Source organism: Collinsella aerofaciens, from assembly GCF_039758815.1.
Classification (GTDB): domain Bacteria; phylum Actinomycetota; class Coriobacteriia; order Coriobacteriales; family Coriobacteriaceae; genus Collinsella; species Collinsella aerofaciens_BP.
Genome location: NZ_JBDMSK010000001.1, coordinates 164,537 through 183,595 on the forward strand (window position 1 = coordinate 164,537; position 19,059 = coordinate 183,595).

The window sequence follows — 19,059 nt, forward strand, 5'->3', positions numbered from 1 at the left end:
CGACTTAAAGCCACGAGGTCCACATCCACACGCTGTGTAAGATGACTTAGTAGCGTACGAAGATGTAGTTATTGTTCATGCCGGCGGCAACGGAGCTGATGATAACACCCGTGTTGTAGTCGGAAGCATGAATCATCTGACCACCACCGATGTAAATGCCGGTGTGGTATGAGTTGACCACAACGTCACCGGGTTGCGGATCGGACACACGCGTCCAGCCCATAAAGGTGCCCGTGGTGCCCAGGCGGCAATAGCGACCAGTGAGGCAATAGCTAACAAAACCAGAGCAATCGAAGCTGTTCGGGCCAATTCCGCCCCAGGAATAGGCGCAACCAAGCTTGCTGTATGCACGCGAGACAACAGAACCGCCATCGACGGACTGGCTCGGAGCGGAAGGCGTCGGAGCCGGAGCAGGCGTGGAGGGCTGTGGCGTCGGAGCAGGTGCCGGCGTAGGAGCCGGAGTGTTGCCGCCCTGGTTGTTGTTATTGCTGGTCTGGCCACCGTTGTTGGTGTTCTCGGTCGTACCGGCAGTCTCGTTGCTCACCGTGGCCTTCTCGGCGGTGCTGGCGTTGATGCCGGCCTGCAGCGCGGCGTTGGCCTCGGCCTCGGCGGCAAGCTCGGCCTGCAGCTGCGAATCCAGGGAGTTTACGACGTTCTGGGCTTCAGCCTGCTGGGCGTTAAGCTCGTCGACCTTCTTTTGCGTGGCGGCGACGTTCTTTTCCTGCTCGGACTGCTTATCGGTGAGCTGCTGCTTAAGTTCCTTGACCTCTTGAATGGTCTGAGCTTGCTTATCGGAAACTTTGCCGTAGTAGAACAGACGGTTGAGCATATCGCTCAGGTCATCGACACCCGTCAGAACCTGAAGCAGGCTCAGACCGCCGGTTTTGTACTCGCCGGCGACATAGGTCGAGAGCTTGGCCTGGCCATCGGCGATCTCCTGCTGCTTTTGCGTGATCTCGCCGGCAGTCTGATCGAGCGCCTGCGTCTGCGTGGCGAGCTCATCGTAAATCTGCTGAGTTTGGGTACCGATCTGCTCGAGCTTAGTACGAGCAGCGGCAAGGTCGGATGCGGTATCGGCGTAGGCAGGAGCCGCGAGGCCCAAGCCCAAAACACAAGCGAGGGTTGCCGTAGCAGCGCAGCGTGCCATGTTTTTGTGCGTGTTTGCTGTGCGCATGTAGCTTCCTTTCCAGTAACTAAGGGTAACGGCTAGTCCACCGTCACCAGGCTAAACAGCTCCACATCGTCATCAGACGGCGTGAGCTTCTCGCGCGGGTTGAGAAACGCAAGCTCAAGGATACAACCGTAACCGACAAGCTTTGCGCCCATATCTCGCACCAGTTTACCTGTTGCCTCGACGGTTCCGCCCGTCGCGACCAAGTCGTCCAGAATCAACACGGTATCTTTAGAGCTGATAGCGTCGGCATGGATCTCAATGGAATCCGTTCCGTACTCGAGCTCGTAGCTCTGGCTTACGGTCTCGCGCGGCAGCTTACCCGGTTTACGTGCGGGAACAAAGCCGGCGCCAAGGGCTACAGCCACCGGTACGCCAACCATAAAGCCTCGAGCCTCTGGGCCCACGACCTTGGTGATTCCCATGCCGGCAAAGTGCTCGGCGAGGGCATCGGTCATGGCTTTGAGCGCCTCGGGATTGCCGAAGAGCGGCGTGATGTCTTTAAAGATGACTCCGGGCTCGGGATAGTCGGGGATGTCGACGATTTGAGATTCGAAGTCGTACATTGCATGACCTTTCAATGGGTTGCCGAAATTTCAGAAGCGGTTATTTGCCCGCGGTGGCGGCGCCGGATTGCGAAGGGGCGACGACTTTGAGCGGCTTTACGAGAGAATCCTCGTGCGAAACCGGCGCGGCTGGCTCTTCGTTTTTGGCCTTGGTGGACTCGGAACGCGTGATTTCCTCATCGAGTGCATCGATGTCGGCGTCCTCGACCACGGCGTTGAGCGACTCAAAAACGCGGTTCTTGAGCAGCGCGGTGTGCACGCCCTCCGTCAGGTCGTGAAGCTTCTTAAACGCACGCTCGAGCTTGGCGTCGCGCTCGTCATCGGAGGTATCCATTCCGAGCATGCTCACGAGCACCTGCTCAAACATCGAGGACTCGCGGTTAGCGGAAGACACGTACTGACGCAGGTTGCGTGGCTCGATATGGAAGCGCGACAGCTCGGAGCAGTAACGGATGATCGGAAAATCGCGACCATCGACGAGCTCGCGGTTCTGCGGGCTTTTGATGATGCGAATGAGGTCGTTTTCGGCGAGCGAGCGGATAAACGAAATCTCGACGCCCAGCATATCGGGAATGGTCTCGATGGGATGCAGCTTTTGCTTAGTCTCCTTGGGCTCCGTCTTGAGCGGAACATCGGACAGCAAGCCCACCTCGTAGGCGAGCGTTGACAGGTCCGTGGCGTTTTCCAAGCGCTGCTTAATCACGTTGAGTGGCATATAGCGGGTCTTCTGCAGGTGCAGAATGACCTCCAGGCGATCAACGTCCTCCTTGGAGTACTGACGGTATCCCTTTGGCGTACGATGAGGGGTAATGAGCCCCTCATCCTCTAGAAATCTAATTTTTGAGTTCGAAAGATCGGGGTATGCGCCTCGAAGTAGGTTGACGACTTGGCCGATACTCAGATAGTTGCGTTCGGCCATGCCCTACTCACCGGTTTCGATGCGCTCCGGCGTGCTCTCGTGGTAGATGAGCGTAAACGTACCGATCTGGACGGAAGAACCGTCGTGCAGCGGGGCTGCATTGACGATGGCACCGTCGACCCAGGTGCCATTGAGCGAGCCCAAGTCCTCGATGCGAGCGCCGAGGCCCTCGCGAATAATGCGCGCGTGGCTGCGCGAAACGGTCATGTCATTGAGGAAGATGCCGTTCGCAGGATCGCGGCCGATGGTGGTCACGTCGTCCTCGAGTTCAAAAGCGGCACCAGTCTGCGGACCCTTGACGATGGACAGAACGGGGGCGGTGATGCGCACGTTGGCCATGAGGTCGGGAACGGTGACGTCGCTTGAAGGCACGCGGAATACGCAGGTAGCGTCAGCAGTCTTATCATTCTGAGGCATATTGTTAACCATGTTGTCCATGACAACCCCTAACTTATCGCGGACGTGCCGCAAATAATGAACCGTACGTAATCATACCCCAACGAATCAGTCTTCGATTTCAGGGTTCAGAAAGTCGATGTCCTCGTCCTCGGGATGCGCGAGAGCCTGTTTAATGGCCACTCCGCCCTTAATGGAGTAGATGACAGCCGTGAGCATGGAGAAGATCACGCCGCCGTACACAAAGAAGATGCCGAGGGGCACCGAGCTTCCGTTGAGGCCCGGGAAGGCCGTGAGGGTTGAAGGCAAAAGATGCAGGCCGTCAATAACGGGGAAACCGAGCAGCATGAGCGAGAAGCCGGTCATGAGCAGCGCAGTGGCAATCTTTCCGGGAAAGACGACATCGATGGGGCGACGATGATAATGACGCACGATAAGCGTGCCGATACCCAGATAGATGTCGCGGCCAATAATGAGCACGCAGACCCAGATAGGTAGCTCTCCGCGGACCACCAGCCCCAGCACGCCGGTGAACAGCAGTGCACGGTCGCAAATGGGATCCATGACCTTGCCGAGCCACGAGACCGTCTTAGTCATGCGGGCGATCTGGCCGTCCATCCAGTCGGTGGAGGCGGCAACGGCGTAGATAACGATGGCGATGACGCGATTGTTATCCGTCACAAACAGGTACAGAAATACCAGGGTGAGGATCAGGCGCGTAAAGGTGATGAAATTGGAGATCGTAAAGATCTTATTCGACGGGTAATCGGAAGTGCCGATAAGCTCCTTTTTGATCTTCTTTTTGATGCCCACAGGACTCCCCCGCTGGTTAACGACAAAACTTTCGATACTATACCCGTTCCGGCGATGTCTATCCAGCGCAAGCATAGAGAGTCCAGACATGTGGAGGACGCTTTTAGGCGGCGGGGATTTCGCATTCGTGTACATCAGCCTCCAAACATGTCGAAAAATGTCGATTTTGGTGGCTGATGTACACGTTTTGATTCGGTGATTACATCGAGCGGGAACGTTGTTGCTTTAAGCAAAATAATCATGGTGATTAAAACAAAAAAGGTCAGGCACTAGGTGCCTGACCTGCAAACTTCTGGTCGGGACGACTGGATTCGAACCAGCGACCCCTTGACCCCCAGTCAAGTGCGCTACCAAGCTGCGCCACGTCCCGAAGCTTTTGTTTGTTGCTCTGCTCTCGCTCGCAACAGGGAGTATATTAACCCGAAACTTTAGCCTTGTGCAAGAACTTTTTTACAAATTTTGAAGCAAGTCCAAAATTGTATCTGCGAGCTGGGGTTTTGTTAGCACAGGAAGTTCTTGCGTACCCGCTTTACTCACGATCCAGGCCTTGTTCGTATCGGTTCCAAAGCCCGAATCGGCGCGTGAGACATCGTTGGCGATAATGGCATCGCAGCCCTTGCGGGCCAATTTGCGTTCGGCGTACTCGACAACATTGTCGGTCTCGGCCGCAAAGCCGATCACGCATCGCTCGCCCTTCTGACGCGAAAGCTCGGCTAAGATGTCAACGGTCTCGACGAGCTCGATTCGATCCAGGCGCTCGTTAGCCTTTTTGAGCTTATGGTCGGCAGGGGCCGCCGGGGTATAGTCGGCGACGGCAGCCGCACAAATTGCCGCATCGGCCGTCTGGAAGGCGCTCAGTGCCGCCTGGAGCATCTCTGCGGCGGTTTGCACGCGCACGCACTCCACGTCGCGGGGAACATCGAGCGATGTCGGTCCCAACACGAGCGTGACTTCGGCACCGCGGCGTGCGGCCTCCCCCGCCAGGGCGATGCCCATCTTGCCCGAAGAGCGGTTGCCAATGAATCGCACCGGATCGATCGGCTCGTGCGTGGGGCCGGCGGTAATCACGATGCGCTTACCTGCCAGGTCCTGAGGCGCGGGGTTGAGCACCTCACAGACAGCCTCGACGATGTCCTCGGGCTCGCTCATACGTCCGGTGTCCACGTCGCCGCAGGCAAGGTAGCCGCTGCCGGGTCCCACCACATGGACACCGCGCTCGCGCAGCGTGGACATGTTGGCCTGTGTCGCCGGCGCCTTCCACATGCCGTTGTTCATAGCGGGTGCGATCACGATGGGTCGCGGCGTCGCAATCAGCGTGGTGGAGATGAGGTCGTCGGCGATGCCGTTGGCCATCTTGGCGATGATATTGGCCGTCGCGGGCGCCACGACCACCAGATCGGGCTCCTGCGCCAGCGAAATGTGGTGGATGGGGTCGGAGGGATCGTCGAATAGGCCCACGGCAACGGGCTCGTTGGTGAGTGCACGGAAGGTGAGCGGGCCCACAAACTCGGTGGCATGCTCGCTCATAACGACCTTGACGCGCGCACCGCGCTTTTGCAGCAGGCGCACGATATTGCACGACTTATAGGCGGCGATCCCGCCGGTAATGCCCAGCAGGATCGTTTTTCCCTCAAGTTGCATTGAATTGTTGGATGCCGCCATCGTTTAAGCTTCCTTGCTCGGGAGCACCAGGAGACGGTGGCAGTATGGGCAGTGCGTAATTGACCTACCGTCGTGGTTGAGGTCGCTCATGGACGATGCCTGCAGCGCGGTGTGGCAGACCGTGGGGATGTTGCCCTGGATGGTCTCGACGGCCAGGCCGCGGAACTGCTTGAGCAGACGCTCGTAGTCGGTGAGCACGTCGGCCGGCAGCGTGGCGGCAAGCGCGGTGCGCTCTTTAGTGGCGGCGTCAATCTGAGCCTGAAGGTCGGCAGCCTTGGCGCGGGCGGCCTTGGTATCGGCCTTCACGCCCTCCTCGAACTTGGCGATGATTGCCTGCGCGCGGGCCTCGCGGTCGAGCGCCTCCTTATGGGCGACAACGACGTCCTTGCGGGTATGCTCAATCTTGTCCAGACGCTTGGCCAGGGTGGCGAGTTCATTCTCCAGGTCCTGAACCTCGCGGTAGTCGGAGCCGTCGACATGGCGCTTCTTGGCAGCCTCGATGGCGTTGTTGGTCTGAATCTCGGTGGTGTTGAGATCATCGAGCTCAATGTCCAGATCCTTGCGCTGGGCGTAGAGCTTGGTCATCTCAGACTTGAGCTTCACATAGGTCTTGCGCTTGGAAGCGAGCTCCTTGAGCTCCGGCATATTGGCAAGTTCGCTCTTGTTGCGGGCGAGCTCCAAATCGATCTGTTGCAGCTTGAGTAGCGTAGCGCCGGCGCTCATAAGTTCTCTCCTTTTGTCACAGTCCACCATTGGCAAGGGTTCAGTATTTTAATCGCATGACGGGGGTCGACCCCGGCGTCAACTGCAGAGTTCATCAATATATCAACGAACGGCTCCTCGGAGCGGTCGTGGCCGAGCAAGATCACCGACAGCCCGCGCAAGGCAAGGTCTTGCGCCACGTGGTAGCCCGCCTCGCCCGTTACGACAACATCTGCGCCTGCGGCGATGGCGAGCTCTCCAAAGTCGCCCAGGGAGCCGCCCAAAATGGCGACGGTGCGGCTCGGGCGATCGGCTTCGCCCCACACACGCGGGTCGCTGCCGAAGGCCGTGGCAGCACGGGTGGCAAGATCGCGCAGCGTGCACGGGTCGTTGAGCGTTGCAAGCGCGCCCAGGCCGGTGGCTTCGGGGTCGTCCACGTACTCCAGTGAGCTCACGGGTGCGGCACCCAGCAGCTTGCTCAGGCAGACACGGGCTTCGTGCGAGCGGTCCAGGTTGGTGTGGAGCGATATGATGCTCACGCCGCAACGGGCCGCCTCATAGAGTGCCGCGCTGCACTGGGGGCGAGTGGCATCCGCCGGGCAAAACGCCTCGGGCGCCTTGATGTAGATAGGATGATGCGTCAACAACACGTTGGCACCGGCCTCCTGGGCGCGGTGCACGTTGGCTTCGGTCGCATCGAGTGCGCAGGCAACACCGGTAATCTCCGCGGCAGGGTCGCCGACGGAGAGTCCTACATGATCCCAGCCCTCGGCGTCCGCCTTGGGATAGCGCGCCAGCAGCGCACGTTCAAGCTCGGCGACGATCATGCGGCACCTACGATCGAGAGCAGCGTCTGGGCAAACTCATCCAGGTCGGCAGGGTTCACGCGGTCATCGAAGGAGATGCGCAGTGCACCCAGCGCCTGTTCGCGGCCAATACCCATGGCGCTGAGCACATGGCTGGGGTCCATGCTGCCGCTCGAGCAGGCAGAACCGGCCGAAACCTCAAAGCCGGCGGCGTCGAGCTTGATGATGAGCTCCTCGGAGTCCATGCCGTCGACGTAGATCGAAACCATACCCGGCAGACGATCGGCCTGTGCGTAGTCGCCCATGGTGGCATGAATACGCGGATGAGCCGTAAGCGTGGCATAGAGCTTGTCGGAAAGGGCTTGCAGCGTCGTACGCTCCTGGGCCACGCGGGGCGCCAACGTGCGGGCGGCAGCGGCAAAGGCCATCTGCGTGCGCAGGTCCTGCGTGCCGGCACGTCGTCCGGCTTCCTGTCCGCCGCCAAAGATGCGCGGGCGCAGCGGCGTGCGGCTCTTAAGGTAGAGCGCGCCGGATGCCACGGGGCCACCGATCTTGTGCGCGGCAACGGTCATGGCGTCAACTCCCAGCTCGGTGACATCGAGCGGAATGTGCAAGTAGCCCTGGATGGCATCGGTGTGGAACAGGGCGCCGGCAGCATGTGCGGCGGCGGCCAGCTCGCGGATGGGCTGCACTACGCCGGTCTCGTTGTTGGCAACCATGATGCTCACGAGCGCCACGTCGTCGCCCAGCAGCTCGACAAGCGTGGCAGGCTCAATGTAGCCCGCGCGGCAGGGCTGCACCAGGTCGACGGTAAAGCCGGCGGCACGCAGCAGCGGCAGGTTGTCCAGAATCGAATCGTGCTCGATGGCAGATACGATCACGCGGCTGCGCTTGCGGTCGCGCTGACGAGCGCCTTCGGCAAGTCCGAGCAGCGCCAGCTGGTTGGCCTCGGTGCCGCCGTTGGTAAGGATGATCTCGGACGGGCGAACGCGCGCGCCAAAGCTACGGGCAATCTCGCGACGTGCCACCTCCAGGCGCGCGGCGGCCTTGCGGCCGAGCGAATGCAGCGAGTTGGGGTTGACGCCGGCAAGCTCGCTGTCGTCATATTCGCGCTGCGCAAGGAGCGCCTCGGCGCGCATGGGCGTCGAGGCGGCATAGTCAAGATTCACGGGTATGCGGTTTTGACCTGCGGTCATAAGGGTTTATGCCTCCTGTGCAGCCTCGTTGCCCAGCTTCTGCAGCAGCGCAACCTCGGCGGCGGGATCTTCGGACTTAAATACGGCGGAGCCGGCTACGAGCACGTTGGCGCCGGCCTTGACGACCTCGGCGATGTTCTTGGAAGAGATACCGCCATCGACCTCGATCAGGGGCGACACGCCGTGGCGCTCGCACATGGCCGTAAGCTCGTGCAGCTTAGGCAGAGTGCCCGGGATAAAGCTCTGGCCGCCAAAGCCGGGGTTCACGCTCATCAGCAGCACCATGTCGACAACGTCGATGATGCTCTCGAGTACGCACACGGGGGTGGCGGGGTTGAGCACCACGCCGGCCTTGACGCCGCGCTGCTGCAGGTGCGTGAGCGTGCGGTGCAGGTGCGTGGAGGCCTCGTAGTGCACGGTGATCATGTCGGCACCGGCGTCGGCGTACCAATCGACCGTCTCGTCGGGGTTCGACACCATCAGGTGTGCGTCGACCGGTACATCGGTGGAGCGCTTGACGGCCTTAAGGATGTCGACGCCAAAGGTGAGGTTGCCGGTAAAGTGGCCGTCCATGACGTCGAAGTGCACGTAGTCGGCACCGGCGATCTTGTCGAGTTCGCCCTTGAGGTTGGCCATGTCGGCCGAAAGGACAGACGGAGCGATTTTGATGGAACCCATGGTAGAAGCCTTTCTGCGCTAGTCGGTGAGTCCGTAGAACTCTTGAGAAGGGACGCGATCGGTAAGAATCTCGAGCGCCCTATCCAAAGTAACACCGTTGTAGAGCGTTTGCTCCACGGCAAAGGTGAGCGGAATGTCTACGCCCAGTGAACGGGCAAGCTCGCTCACGCTGCGGGCCGCGACGGCGCCCTCGACAACCATATGCGTGCGCGTCTGGTACTCGTCGAGCGACACGCCGTGGGCAAACTCGTAGCCAAAGGTGCGGTTGCGCGAATGCTCCGAGGTGCAGGTGGCGATGAGGTCGCCCATGCCGGCAAGTCCCATGCAGGTCATAGCTTGACCGCCGCGGGCGTGTACCAGACGGCTGATCTCGGCCAGACCACGCGTCATGATGAGGGCGAGCGTGTTGTCGCCCGCGCCGGAACCGGCGGAAATGCCGCACACGATGGCGATGACGTTTTTCATGGCGCCGCAAACCTCGACGCCGGTCATGTCCTGCGACAGGTAGATGCGGAAGGCCGTGGATAGGAGCAGGTCCTTAAAGGTCTCCCCTACCTGTGGGTCTTCGCTGGCGATGACGGCGGCAGAAAGTCCGCCGCGGCAAATCTCCTCGGCATGGTTGGGGCCCGAGAGGGTCGCCACGCGCGCCTCGTTGCCGATCTCGCTGGCGATGACCTCGCTCATGAGCAGGCCGGACTCGGGCTCAATGCCCTTGGTGAGGCAGAGCACCGGGGTATCGGCGGCGATAAAGGGCGCGGCCTGGTGGCACACGCTGCGAAGGTGCGTCGAAGGAACGGCAAAGATGATGGCCTCGGCGCCGTCGAGCGCCTGCACGAGCTCGGTCGTGGCGACGACGTTGCCGGGCAGCTCGTAGCCCACAAGGTAGCGGGGGTTGCGGTGCTCGCCATTGATGCCGGCGGCCGTCTGCTCGCTATGGGCCCACATGGTCACGCGCTCGGCTCGCGCGGCGGCAAGGCCGGCGACGGCGGTTCCCCAGGAGCCGGAGCCAATCAGCGCAACATTCATGACTCTCTCCTACTTATCGTCGGGCTCGGTGACGCGCTTGGTAAACGAGAGCTTGGACTCCTTACCCGTCATGAGCTTTTTGATGTTCGCACGATGGGCCCACACCACGGTGATGCCGATCAGCGCCATGCAAAACTTAAGTCCCAGGCTGCTGTACGGAAAGACCGCGCAGACGGCAATGGGAAGACCGATGGCCGCGGCGAGCGAGCCCACCGACACGAACTTGGTGATGGCGACGGCCACGATAAACATGCCCAGCAGCGACAGGCCAATAGGCCAGTACCAAGCGAGGATGACGCCCAGACCAACCGCGATACCCTTGCCGCCGTGGAAGTTGAGATAGGGCGAGAAGATATGGCCCCACACGGCTGCCAGGCAGATGACGCCGAGCATCCAGTCGCCGGCGGCGCCGGGGGCCATAATGCTCACGGGGAAGCCATAGCCCAAGTCGGCAATGAGCGGACGCGCGATAAGGACGCAGATGGCGCCCTTAAGGCAGTCGAGCAGCAGCGTGAGCGCGGCCACCTTGGGGCCGGCCACACGCAGGGCGTTGGTGGTGCCGATGTTACCGGAGCCCGCCTTGCGGATGTCCGTGTGGTTGAACACGCGGCCCAGAATCAGGCCAAACGGAATCGCCCCGATAAAGAACGAGACCACGGCGCAGATGGCGGTCAGCAGAATCGGATTATGCATCCTTTTGCTCCTTCTTCCTAAAGAAGAGTCGAATGGGTGTGCCGGCAAAGTCGAAGGTCGAGCGCATGCGGTTCTCCACGTAGCGCTGGTAGGTGTCGTTGACCAGGTCGCTGTGGTTGACGAAGAACGTGAACGTCGGCGGGTTGACGCCCGTCTGGGTCACGTAGTGCATGCGCAGGCGGCGCTTGCCGTCCACCACGGTATGACCGAACTCGCGCAGGTCGGTGAGGAACGTGTTGAGGCGTGAGGTACTGATCTTTTGCGAGCGCGTCTTTTCGGCCGCGTCGACCATCGACCAGATCTTCTCGACGCTACGGCCGGTCAGGGCTGAGATGCGCAGGTACTGGGCCCAGGGAGCCATGACGCCCAGACGGCGGTCGACGGTCTCCATGCAGGCCTCGCGCTTGCGGTCATCGTCGAGCAGGTCCCACTTGTTGAGCAGCACCACGATGGCGCAGCCGCGCTCGATGGCAAGACCCATGACCTTCTGGTCCTGCTCGGTAACGCCCACGGAGGCGTCGACGACGAGCAGCGCCACGTCGGCGCGGTCGATGGCGCGCAGGCCGCGGACCATGGAGTAGTACTCGATGTTCTCGTACACGGTGCTCTTCTTGCGAATGCCCGCGGTGTCGACCATGCGGTAATGCTTGCCGTTGCGCTCCACGACGGTGTCGATGGCGTCACGCGTCGTGCCGGCAATGTTGGACACGATAGAGCGGTCGGCGCCCAGGATGCGGTTGAACAGCGAGGACTTACCGGCGTTGGGACGGCCGATGATGGCGACGTTCAGCGCGTCGGGGAACTCATCGGCGACCTCGTCCTCTTCCTCCGGAAGCAGGGCCACGATGTCATCGAGCAGGTCGCCCGTGCCATGACCATGCAGGGCCGAGAGCGGCGTAGGCTCACCGACGCCGAGCGAATAGAACTCCCAGATGCTGTCGTTCTCGCGATCGGGGTTGTCGAGCTTGTTCACCAGCAGAAAGACCGGCTTGTCGCAGCGCTTGAGCATGCGGGCAACCGACTCGTCCTCCTCGGTGACGCCGGTGCGGCCGTCGACCACAAACAGGATGACGGCGGCTTCCTCGGCGGCGGCGAGGGCCTGGTCGCGGATGGACGTGGCAAAGACGTCGTCGCTCTTGAGCGGCTCGATACCGCCCGTGTCGACGATGGTGAACTCGCGGCCGTTCCAATCGGCCGTGTGATACGAGCGGTCGCGCGTGACGCCGCGAGACTCGTGGACGATGGCGTCCGAGGTCTGGGCCAGGCGGTTAACGAGCGTGGACTTGCCCACGTTGGGGCGTCCGACGACGGCGACGATAGGTTTCATCTGCTCTCCTTTAATGGGTAGGGTCAGTGGAAGTGTTAGAGTCTGCGGGCACAATGCCAAGGATGCGCTCCAGGGTATCGAGCAGCTCATGCGGCATGGTCGACACCACATGAACCTCGGCGCCGCGACTGGTAAGGCTTGCGAGTAAATCGTCACGATGATACTCGTCAAGCGTCATGCCGTCAGCGTTGAACATGAGCTTAGGCACAAAGAGCATAACCCCCGACAGATCTTGGGGCAGCTGCTCCAGAATGTCACACGCGACGATGAGGCCGGTCACGTCCACGTTGCCGCCAAAGTAGCGGTTCTTGATGGCTGTGACGGCGCCGGCGAGACCATGCGACGACTCCACAAAGCGCGCCACGGTGTCGCGCGCGCTGGCGCCCGAGAGACACAGAAGCCGCTGGTTGCGGGCGGCGACGGCCTCGCGAACGCGGGCCAGACGCTCGGCGTCGGCGGCGAGCACGTCATCGGTCTCGTCCAGATACGAGCGAATCATGCCGATGCCGTCGTAGTACTGCGGGTAACCGTCGTAAAAGTCTGCCTCGGGAGGATCGATGCCGGCGTCCAGATAGAACTCGTCGCTCATCTGGAAGGTGTGGCGGCCAAAGCGCTCATAGGCGCGGTCCTGGAACGGTCGGATCATGGCGATGGTCTCGCGCGCTAGCTCGGGTTTGTCGCTGTATGACCAGCTAAAGCGGTTTTGGTGCTTGGTAAAACCGAGCGGCACAATGCCCAGGCTTGTGATTTGCTCGTGCTCCTCGCAAAAGCGCAGGGTCTTTTCCAGCTCCTCGCCATCGTTCATGCCGGGGCACAACACGATCTGCGCGTGAATCTCGATGCCGGCGGCCATGATGGCCTCGAGTACGTCCATTCCGCGCTGGGCGTTGCGGCCCATCATGCGGCGGCGGACATCGGGGCTCACAGCATGGACCGATACGTTCATGGGACTCATGTTGCGTTGGATGACGTTTTGAATATCTTCGTCGGTGAGGTTCGTGAGCGTGACGAAGTTGCCCTGCAAAAAGCTTAGGCGATAGTCGTCGTCGCGAATATAGAGCGTGGAGCGGCCGCCCTTGGGGAGCATCGTCATAAAGCAGAACACGCAGGCGTTTACACAGGTGCGCATGCCATCGAAGATAGGGCCGTCGAACTCCAGACCCCAATCCTCTCCGGGAAAGCGATCGAGCTCCACGGGGGTGACGGTGCCATCGCGCGGGTCGAAAACCTCGAGGTCGACCGTGTCGTCGTCTGCCTCCCAGAGCCACACGATCATGTCGGTAAGCTGCTCGCCGTTGACCGCGAGCACGCGCATGCCCGGCTCGATACCCACATCCCACGCGGGCGATTCGGGACGCACGTTCTTTACGAGCGCGCCCTCACCCGGCTCGGGGTCGCGGCTGCGCCCGTAATCGGCCACCTCGGCGGCGTATGCGGGTACGGTCTGGTCCATGATTAGCGGCAAAGCTCCTTGATGCGCTCGACGGCGCGCTCGATGTGTTCTTGCGGGGTGGAGGCTCCGGCGGTGATGCCGATGTGGTGAGCGTCGGTAAACCAAGCGGTCTCAAGCTCTGAAGCTTCCTCGATGTGATGCGTGCGCTCGCAGGCGTCTGCGCAAATCTGCGCCAGGCGGCGGGTGTTGCCCGAGTTCTTGCCGCCCACGACGACCATGCAGTCGCAGCGGTTGGCAAGTGTGGCTGCTGCCTGTTGACGCTCACTCGTGGCGGCGCAGATGGTGTTGATCACACGCAGCTCCTGCACGCGCGGGGTGATAGCTGCCACGACCTCGGCGAGGTTCTGCGCGGTCTGGGTGGTCTGCACGACGAGGCCTACCTTGCCCTTGAACGACAAGGCGTTGGCGTCGGCGGCACAGCTCACGACCAGCGCATCAGTGCCGGCGTGGCCCAGGATGCCCTCCACCTCAGGGTGACCTGGCTCGCCTACGACCACCACGCGGTAGCCCTCGCGCACCAGGCGTTCGGCTGCCATATGGACCTTCTTCACGTAAGGGCAGGTGGCGTCGACGACGTTAAGGCCACGCTCGCGAGCGGCATCGATCACCTGCGGCACCACTCCGTGCGCGCGAATGATTACGGTGCCCGATGCGGCGTCGTCCAGGTTCTCGGCCAGGCCAACGCCTGCCTCAGCAAGCTCGCGCACCACGATGGGGTTATGGATGAGCGGACCCAAGGTATGAACCTGAGTGCACTCCCCTGCCTGCGGCGCGGCGGCTAGCGCCATATCGAGCGCACGCTGTACGCCGTAGCAAGTACCGGCGTGGGCGGCGATCTCGATGGTAGGCGCGGTTGCCTGGTCGGACGCAGTCGCGGCGGTGTTCGTCACATTCTCGCTCATGGCTAGAACCTGCCCGGATGCTCGGCGCACAGCTCGTCTCGCATAGCGTAGACGCGGTTCATGGCCTCGGACTCAAACCATTCCAGGCGCTCCGTGCGTTTAAGCCCGGCCGGTGCGTCGGAAAGCGAGACGGCCTTGCCGGCGCGGATCCAGCACTTCTTGGGGCGCATGAGCTTTTTGCCCGCAGGCGTAATATCGGACCAGCCGCAGATGGCGAGCGGGTTGACGGGCGCCTTGCCCATCTGGGCGATGAGCGCAAAGCCGCCGTGGACCTCGGGCTTGATATCGCGCGAGCGGATGCGCGTGCCCTCGGGGAAAATCAGGACGTCCTCGCCGCGCTGCAGCGCATGCTGGGCGGCGCGCAGGCACTTCATATCGGCAGTACCACGCTCCACGGGGATGCCGCCAACGCGGCTGAAGGCCCAGCGCACAATCTTGCTCTTGGCGAACTCGGACTTAAAGATGGGACGAATGCGGCGGCCCCCAAAGAACAGCGCCGTCTCCACGGCCAAGAGCTCGGCCATCGAGGTGTGGTTGCAGATGACCACGCTGCCGCGGCCTTCCTGGCGCTCAAACAGAAGATCGGCGTCCTCGACCTTCCAGCGCCACATGAGCTTGGAGAAGGCCCAAAGGATGGCCATGACTACGACGACGGTGCCGCGGATGAGCGCTGGAAACTCGGCGTAGGGGGCGTTGTAATAGTCCTCGGGCGTCTGCTGAAACAGGCGCATGGGCTACCTCCTTTGGTTGATAAGGTCCTCGATTATCGAGACGACCTCGTCGATGGTGTGGGCGGTGGAGTCGACGTGCACGGCGTCCTCGGCGGGCACGAGCGGGGCGACCTCGCGGCTGCTGTCAAGCTTATCGCGCTGCTTGAGGGCGTCGAGGGTCTCGTCGACCTCGGCTTCGAGCTGCTCGGACGTGAGCGGCTGGGCGTCGTTTTGGTGACGCTGCAGCACGCGGCGGCGGGCGCGCTCACGCGGGTCGGCGGTCAGGAAGACCTTGACCTGCGCGTTAGGGAACACGACGGTGCCGATGTCGCGACCCTCGGCCACGATATCGCGGTCCTCGGCGGCGCGGCGCTGGTGGATGAGCATGGCGGCGCGCACGCCCGGATAGGCCGAGACCTTGGACACGTTGGCGTCGACCTGCGGGGTGCGGATGGCGGCCGAAGCGTCTTGGCCGTCGATGGTCAGGCGCGTGTCCTCGCCGGTGCCGTTGGTAAAGCGGATCTCAATCTGCTCGGCGAGAGCGTCGATGGCCGCCTCGTTATCCAGATCGATGCCGCGGTCGAGCGCGGCGAAGGTGACGGCGCGATACATGGCGCCCGTGTCGAGCTTGTTAAAGCCAAGCTGACGGGCGATCTCCTTGGCGATGGTGGACTTGCCGGATCCGGCGGGGCCGTCGATGGCGACGATCATGCAATGCTTCCTTTCAATGGTTGACGTGCTGGTATGGTTCGCGGGCGTTGGGGCGCGGCGGGTTGCCTAGCCCGTGTATCGCTCGCGGTAGGTGTTGCGCTTGGGTGCGGAGCCGTGGCTGCCGTGGTGACGCGTGCGGCTGCCGGTGTTGGTCGCCGGCGCGGCGACGCGCTTGGAGCTGGCCTGCTTGGGCGGGATGCCGCCGCATTTGAGGATCTGCACCTCGCGGTCGGATAGCTCGCGCCACGAGCCCTTGGCCACGCCCTCGAGCTCAAGGCCGGCAAAGTTGCAGCGATGCAGACGGATTACCGGATGGTGAATCTTGCTCAACATGCGCTTAACCTGGTTTTTGCGACCCTCGCGGATGATGACCTCCACGGCGGTGGTGCCGGGCTTGACGCCTTGGGGCGCTACGGCCTCGGCCTCGTGCGCGGTGATGATACGGCAGATTGCCGGCTGGCACATGCCGTCGTCGAGCTCGATGCCGCGGCGGAGTGGTTCCAAGTCTCGATCGGTCAGTTGGCCATCCACGAGTGCCTGGTAGGTCTTGTAGACGTGCTTGCTGGGGTGCAGCAGGTCCTGAGACAGGTCGCCATCGGTTGTAAAGAGCAAAAGGCCCGTTGTGTCGCGGTCCAGGCGGCCCACCGGGAAGAGCCCCGGAAATCGGTCGCGGGGGACCAGGTCGGCCACGCAAGGGCGCTCCTGCGGGTCGCTCATGGTGGTGAGGTAGCCGGTCGGCTTGTAGAGCATCAGGTACACGGCGCCCTGGTCGAGCTTGACGGGCATGCCGTCGACCTCGATGTGATCGCGGTCGACATCGACCTTGGTGCCCAGTTCGGTCGCGACCTGGCCGTTGACGGTCACGCGGCCGGCGGTCATCAGGTCCTCCGAGCCGCGGCGGCTCGCCACGCCCGCGCGCGCCAAAAAACGCTGCAGGCGCATGGTGTGCGGATAGACGGGCTGGGCGTCGGGCGCCGGCGTGCCCGGGGCGCCGGCGATGCGCGTCTCCCCTACTTCGTTAGTCTTCGTCATGCAAATCCTCCGAGGTATCGCCGGTGGGCAGAAGCTCCTCGCCATCGGTAACCTCAACATCGGTATCAATCAGTTCGCGCTCTTCGTCCAGATCTTCGGCCTGCTCCTCGAGCGTGGACTGAATGCTGCGGCCGCTCAGGCGCTCGCGGATAAACTGACGCGACTGCTCGTCGGGGGCAAACTGCTCCAGGTCGGGCAGGTCGCGGGTGGAGCGCAAGCCGAACTTTTCCAAGAAGGCGTTGGTCGTGCCGTAGATGATGGCCTGACCGCGCTGGGGGTCGCGGCCGAGCTCGCGCACCAGGCCCTTGTCCACGAGCGACGCGATGACGCCGTCGGAGTTGACGCCGCGGATGCCCTTGACCACCTCGCGCGTGACGGGCTGGTGGTAAGCGATGACAGCCAGGGTCTCGAGCGCCGCCTGCGACAGCTTTTGCGTGTCCCAGCTCAGCACATAGGCCTCGACAACGTCGTGGTAGGCAGGGTGTGTAAACAGGCGCCAGCCGCCAGCGACCTCGCGCAGCTGAAAGCCGCGGTTGGCCTCCTCGTACTCAACCTTGAGCTCGGCCAAAAGCGACGCGCACTCGCCGGGGGCGATATCCAGTGCGCCGGCCAGCGCGGGCGCACTCACCGGGTCGCTTGACACCAGCAGCAGCGCCTCGAGGGCGCCTTTGAGGCTGTTTGCCTCTAGCGTGGAAAGGGTTGACATGGTTGCCGCTCCTATTCGGTGAGCTCGGGGCCCTCGCCGGGCACATATGCCTCGGCGCCCTCGACGCGGTTGATTTGAATAGTTCCAAAAATCTTGTCCTGGCTCAGGGTGAGCGAGCCGCGCTTGGCGAGCTCGAGCATGGCCAGGAAAGTGACGACGAGTTGCTCAGTGGTGGCCTCGCCGTCCAACAGCTCGCGGAAGGTGCAGGTTTGGTGCGCCATGGTAAAGCGGTCGACCGAGGCCACCGTCAGGTCGAGCGGCACGCGATGCGGTGCCACGTGCTCGGCCTCCAGCAGGAAGGTCTGGCGCTTGCCGTCCAGGTCGGCGCAGATGACGGCAAGGCCGCGCAGCGTGATGCCAGCCAGATAGTCGGGCATAAGGCCCAGGAACTCGGGGTCGGGGCCGGCCACGCGCGGATGCATGCGGCTCTCGGCCTGCATGCGCGCGCCAAGGGCCGCCGCCGCGCCCTTAAACTGCTTGTAGGCAATCAGGCGCTGGATCAGGACCTCGCGCAGGGCGTCGCCGTCGAGCGCGCTGAGTTCCTCGAGGTCTTCGTCGTCCTCGTCATCGTCGGCGGATTTGCTGGGGGCCTCCTGGGGCACCAGCGAGGCAGCCTTGATGTCCAAAAGGGTTGCCGCGACCAGCAAAAAGTCACTTGCGACGTCCAGGTCCAGCGCCTCGATGCGCTCGGCCTCGGCCAGGTATTGCTCTGCCACCTCGCTGATCGAGATGGCGCCGATATCTACTTTTTGGCGGGTTACCAGCTGCAGCAGCAGGTCGAACGGTCCGCTGTAGACCTGCGTCGACACGCGATACGACATCTTCGACCTCCTTTGACGGCGCCTTCACGGCGCGGTTTGGGTGCATGTTACGACCGTTTTGCACGGTCGACCTGTAAGTTTACCCTAGATGCCGGCGATTGCGAAGTTGAGCAGCTGCTCAGCAAGCGGATACACGGTAACGTCGAAATAGCGGCCAATCACGTCGATGCCGGTCCACATGGGCAGCAGGTACAGCACGATGATAAGGATCGGCATGGCGTACTGTTGCAGACGATAGTAGTTGGCAAGCGCCTTACCTTTGAGGAACGGCACGATGATCGACGAGCCGTCGAGCGGCGGGATCGGGATGAGGTTAAAGAACGCGAGCGACAGGTTGACCACGATAAAGGTGGCACCGAAGTTCATGATTTGGGACGCCACGGCAAAGGACATGCTGGTATAGAGGTTGCTGTACGTTGCGTGCATGAGAGCGGCCGCAAGGCATGCCAGCGCGATGTTCGATGCGGGACCGGCTGCGCTCACCAGAACCTCGTCGCGCTTGGGGTGCTTAAGGTTGTTGAGGTAGACGGGCACCGGCTTGGCAAAGGCGAACACCGGGCCGCCGGCCGCGAGCATAAGCAGCGGCAGGATGATGGTGCCAAACGGGTCGATATGGTTGAGCGGGTTGAGCGAGACACGGCCGTGCGAGCGGGCCGTCTTGTCGCCGAGTGCCCAGGCCGCGGCGGCGTGCGCGCTCTCGTGGATCACGATGCCGACGATGACGGCGACGGCGCTCGCGAGCAAGTTCATGAAGTAGCTGCTGGACATG

The 19,059-nt window shown here is 62.3% G+C and carries 21 protein-coding genes and 1 tRNA gene; all 22 read right to left on the reverse strand.

Going from position 1 to position 19,059, the window contains the following annotated elements:
* Positions 1-46: 46 nt before the first annotated feature.
* Positions 47-1,174 carry a coiled-coil domain-containing protein gene (locus ABHT90_RS00730; protein ID WP_346978494.1) on the reverse strand — a complete coding sequence of 376 codons (1,128 nt, stop codon included), beginning with the start codon at positions 1,172-1,174 and terminating at the stop codon, positions 47-49.
* 32 nt (positions 1,175-1,206) lie between these two features.
* The gene (locus ABHT90_RS00735) at positions 1,207-1,737 is read right to left on the reverse strand and encodes an adenine phosphoribosyltransferase (protein ID WP_006235999.1); all 531 of its coding nucleotides are present in this window, start codon (positions 1,735-1,737) and stop codon (positions 1,207-1,209) included.
* 40 nt (positions 1,738-1,777) lie between these two features.
* Positions 1,778-2,656 carry a transcriptional regulator FtsR gene (gene ftsR / locus ABHT90_RS00740; RefSeq protein WP_148346656.1) on the reverse strand — a complete coding sequence of 293 codons (879 nt, stop codon included), beginning with the start codon at positions 2,654-2,656 and terminating at the stop codon, positions 1,778-1,780.
* 3 nt (positions 2,657-2,659) lie between these two features.
* The gene (locus tag ABHT90_RS00745; protein ID WP_006236002.1) at positions 2,660-3,094 is read right to left on the reverse strand and encodes an FHA domain-containing protein; all 435 of its coding nucleotides are present in this window, start codon (positions 3,092-3,094) and stop codon (positions 2,660-2,662) included.
* Between the two features lie 66 nt (positions 3,095-3,160).
* The gene (locus ABHT90_RS00750; protein WP_089573364.1) at positions 3,161-3,865 is read right to left on the reverse strand and encodes a CDP-alcohol phosphatidyltransferase family protein; all 705 of its coding nucleotides are present in this window, start codon (positions 3,863-3,865) and stop codon (positions 3,161-3,163) included.
* 293 nt (positions 3,866-4,158) lie between these two features.
* Positions 4,159-4,235 (reverse strand) — tRNA-Pro (locus tag ABHT90_RS00755).
* A gap of 80 nt (positions 4,236-4,315) precedes the next feature.
* Positions 4,316-5,527, reverse strand: a complete 1,212-nt coding sequence (coaBC, locus tag ABHT90_RS00760) for a bifunctional phosphopantothenoylcysteine decarboxylase/phosphopantothenate--cysteine ligase CoaBC (RefSeq protein ID WP_346981276.1) — start codon at positions 5,525-5,527, stop codon at positions 4,316-4,318.
* A gap of 3 nt (positions 5,528-5,530) precedes the next feature.
* Positions 5,531-6,250, reverse strand: a complete 720-nt coding sequence (locus ABHT90_RS00765) for a zinc ribbon domain-containing protein (RefSeq protein WP_346981277.1) — start codon at positions 6,248-6,250, stop codon at positions 5,531-5,533.
* On the reverse strand, positions 6,247-7,056 hold the full coding sequence (locus ABHT90_RS00770; protein ID WP_346981278.1) for a Nif3-like dinuclear metal center hexameric protein: 810 nt from the start codon (positions 7,054-7,056) through the stop codon (positions 6,247-6,249). Before ABHT90_RS00770 ends, ABHT90_RS00765 begins: the two co-directional genes overlap by 4 nt.
* Positions 7,053-8,231 carry a cysteine desulfurase family protein gene (locus ABHT90_RS00775; protein WP_346981279.1) on the reverse strand — a complete coding sequence of 393 codons (1,179 nt, stop codon included), beginning with the start codon at positions 8,229-8,231 and terminating at the stop codon, positions 7,053-7,055. The genes ABHT90_RS00770 and ABHT90_RS00775 overlap by 4 nt, the downstream gene beginning before the upstream one ends.
* A gap of 6 nt (positions 8,232-8,237) precedes the next feature.
* On the reverse strand, positions 8,238-8,909 hold the full coding sequence (rpe, locus tag ABHT90_RS00780; protein WP_346981280.1) for a ribulose-phosphate 3-epimerase: 672 nt from the start codon (positions 8,907-8,909) through the stop codon (positions 8,238-8,240).
* 18 nt (positions 8,910-8,927) lie between these two features.
* A complete protein-coding gene (locus ABHT90_RS00785) occupies positions 8,928-9,935 on the reverse strand; it encodes an NAD(P)H-dependent glycerol-3-phosphate dehydrogenase (RefSeq protein ID WP_035138461.1) in 1,008 nt (335 codons plus the stop codon).
* A gap of 9 nt (positions 9,936-9,944) precedes the next feature.
* On the reverse strand, positions 9,945-10,628 hold the full coding sequence (gene plsY / locus ABHT90_RS00790; protein WP_052044181.1) for a glycerol-3-phosphate 1-O-acyltransferase PlsY: 684 nt from the start codon (positions 10,626-10,628) through the stop codon (positions 9,945-9,947).
* Complete coding sequence (der, locus tag ABHT90_RS00795) at positions 10,621-11,955, reverse strand: ribosome biogenesis GTPase Der (RefSeq protein WP_346981281.1); 1,335 nt, start codon at positions 11,953-11,955, stop codon at positions 10,621-10,623. Before der ends, plsY begins: the two co-directional genes overlap by 8 nt.
* 10 nt (positions 11,956-11,965) lie before the next feature.
* The gene (locus ABHT90_RS00800) at positions 11,966-13,408 is read right to left on the reverse strand and encodes a DUF512 domain-containing protein (protein WP_346981282.1); all 1,443 of its coding nucleotides are present in this window, start codon (positions 13,406-13,408) and stop codon (positions 11,966-11,968) included.
* A 2-nt stretch (positions 13,409-13,410) separates the two neighbouring features.
* A complete protein-coding gene (locus ABHT90_RS00805; protein ID WP_346981283.1) occupies positions 13,411-14,310 on the reverse strand; it encodes a 4-hydroxy-3-methylbut-2-enyl diphosphate reductase in 900 nt (299 codons plus the stop codon).
* A gap of 2 nt (positions 14,311-14,312) precedes the next feature.
* Entirely contained in the window at positions 14,313-15,041 is a 729-nt protein-coding gene (locus tag ABHT90_RS00810) for a lysophospholipid acyltransferase family protein (RefSeq protein WP_195445797.1), read from the reverse strand.
* Positions 15,042-15,044: 3 nt separating this feature from the next.
* Positions 15,045-15,731: a (d)CMP kinase gene (gene cmk / locus ABHT90_RS00815; protein ID WP_271760406.1), complete on the reverse strand. Its 687-nt coding sequence runs from the start codon at positions 15,729-15,731 to the stop codon at positions 15,045-15,047.
* Positions 15,732-15,797: 66 nt separating this feature from the next.
* A complete protein-coding gene (locus ABHT90_RS00820) occupies positions 15,798-16,763 on the reverse strand; it encodes a pseudouridine synthase (protein ID WP_346981284.1) in 966 nt (321 codons plus the stop codon).
* On the reverse strand, positions 16,750-17,469 hold the full coding sequence (gene scpB, locus ABHT90_RS00825) for an SMC-Scp complex subunit ScpB (RefSeq protein ID WP_346981285.1): 720 nt from the start codon (positions 17,467-17,469) through the stop codon (positions 16,750-16,752). The genes ABHT90_RS00820 and scpB overlap by 14 nt, the downstream gene beginning before the upstream one ends.
* An 11-nt stretch (positions 17,470-17,480) precedes the next feature.
* On the reverse strand, positions 17,481-18,290 hold the full coding sequence (locus ABHT90_RS00830; protein WP_346981286.1) for a segregation and condensation protein A: 810 nt from the start codon (positions 18,288-18,290) through the stop codon (positions 17,481-17,483).
* 84 nt (positions 18,291-18,374) lie between these two features.
* On the reverse strand, positions 18,375-19,058 hold the full coding sequence (locus tag ABHT90_RS00835; protein ID WP_346981287.1) for a site-2 protease family protein: 684 nt from the start codon (positions 19,056-19,058) through the stop codon (positions 18,375-18,377).
* Position 19,059 lies beyond the last annotated feature (1 nt).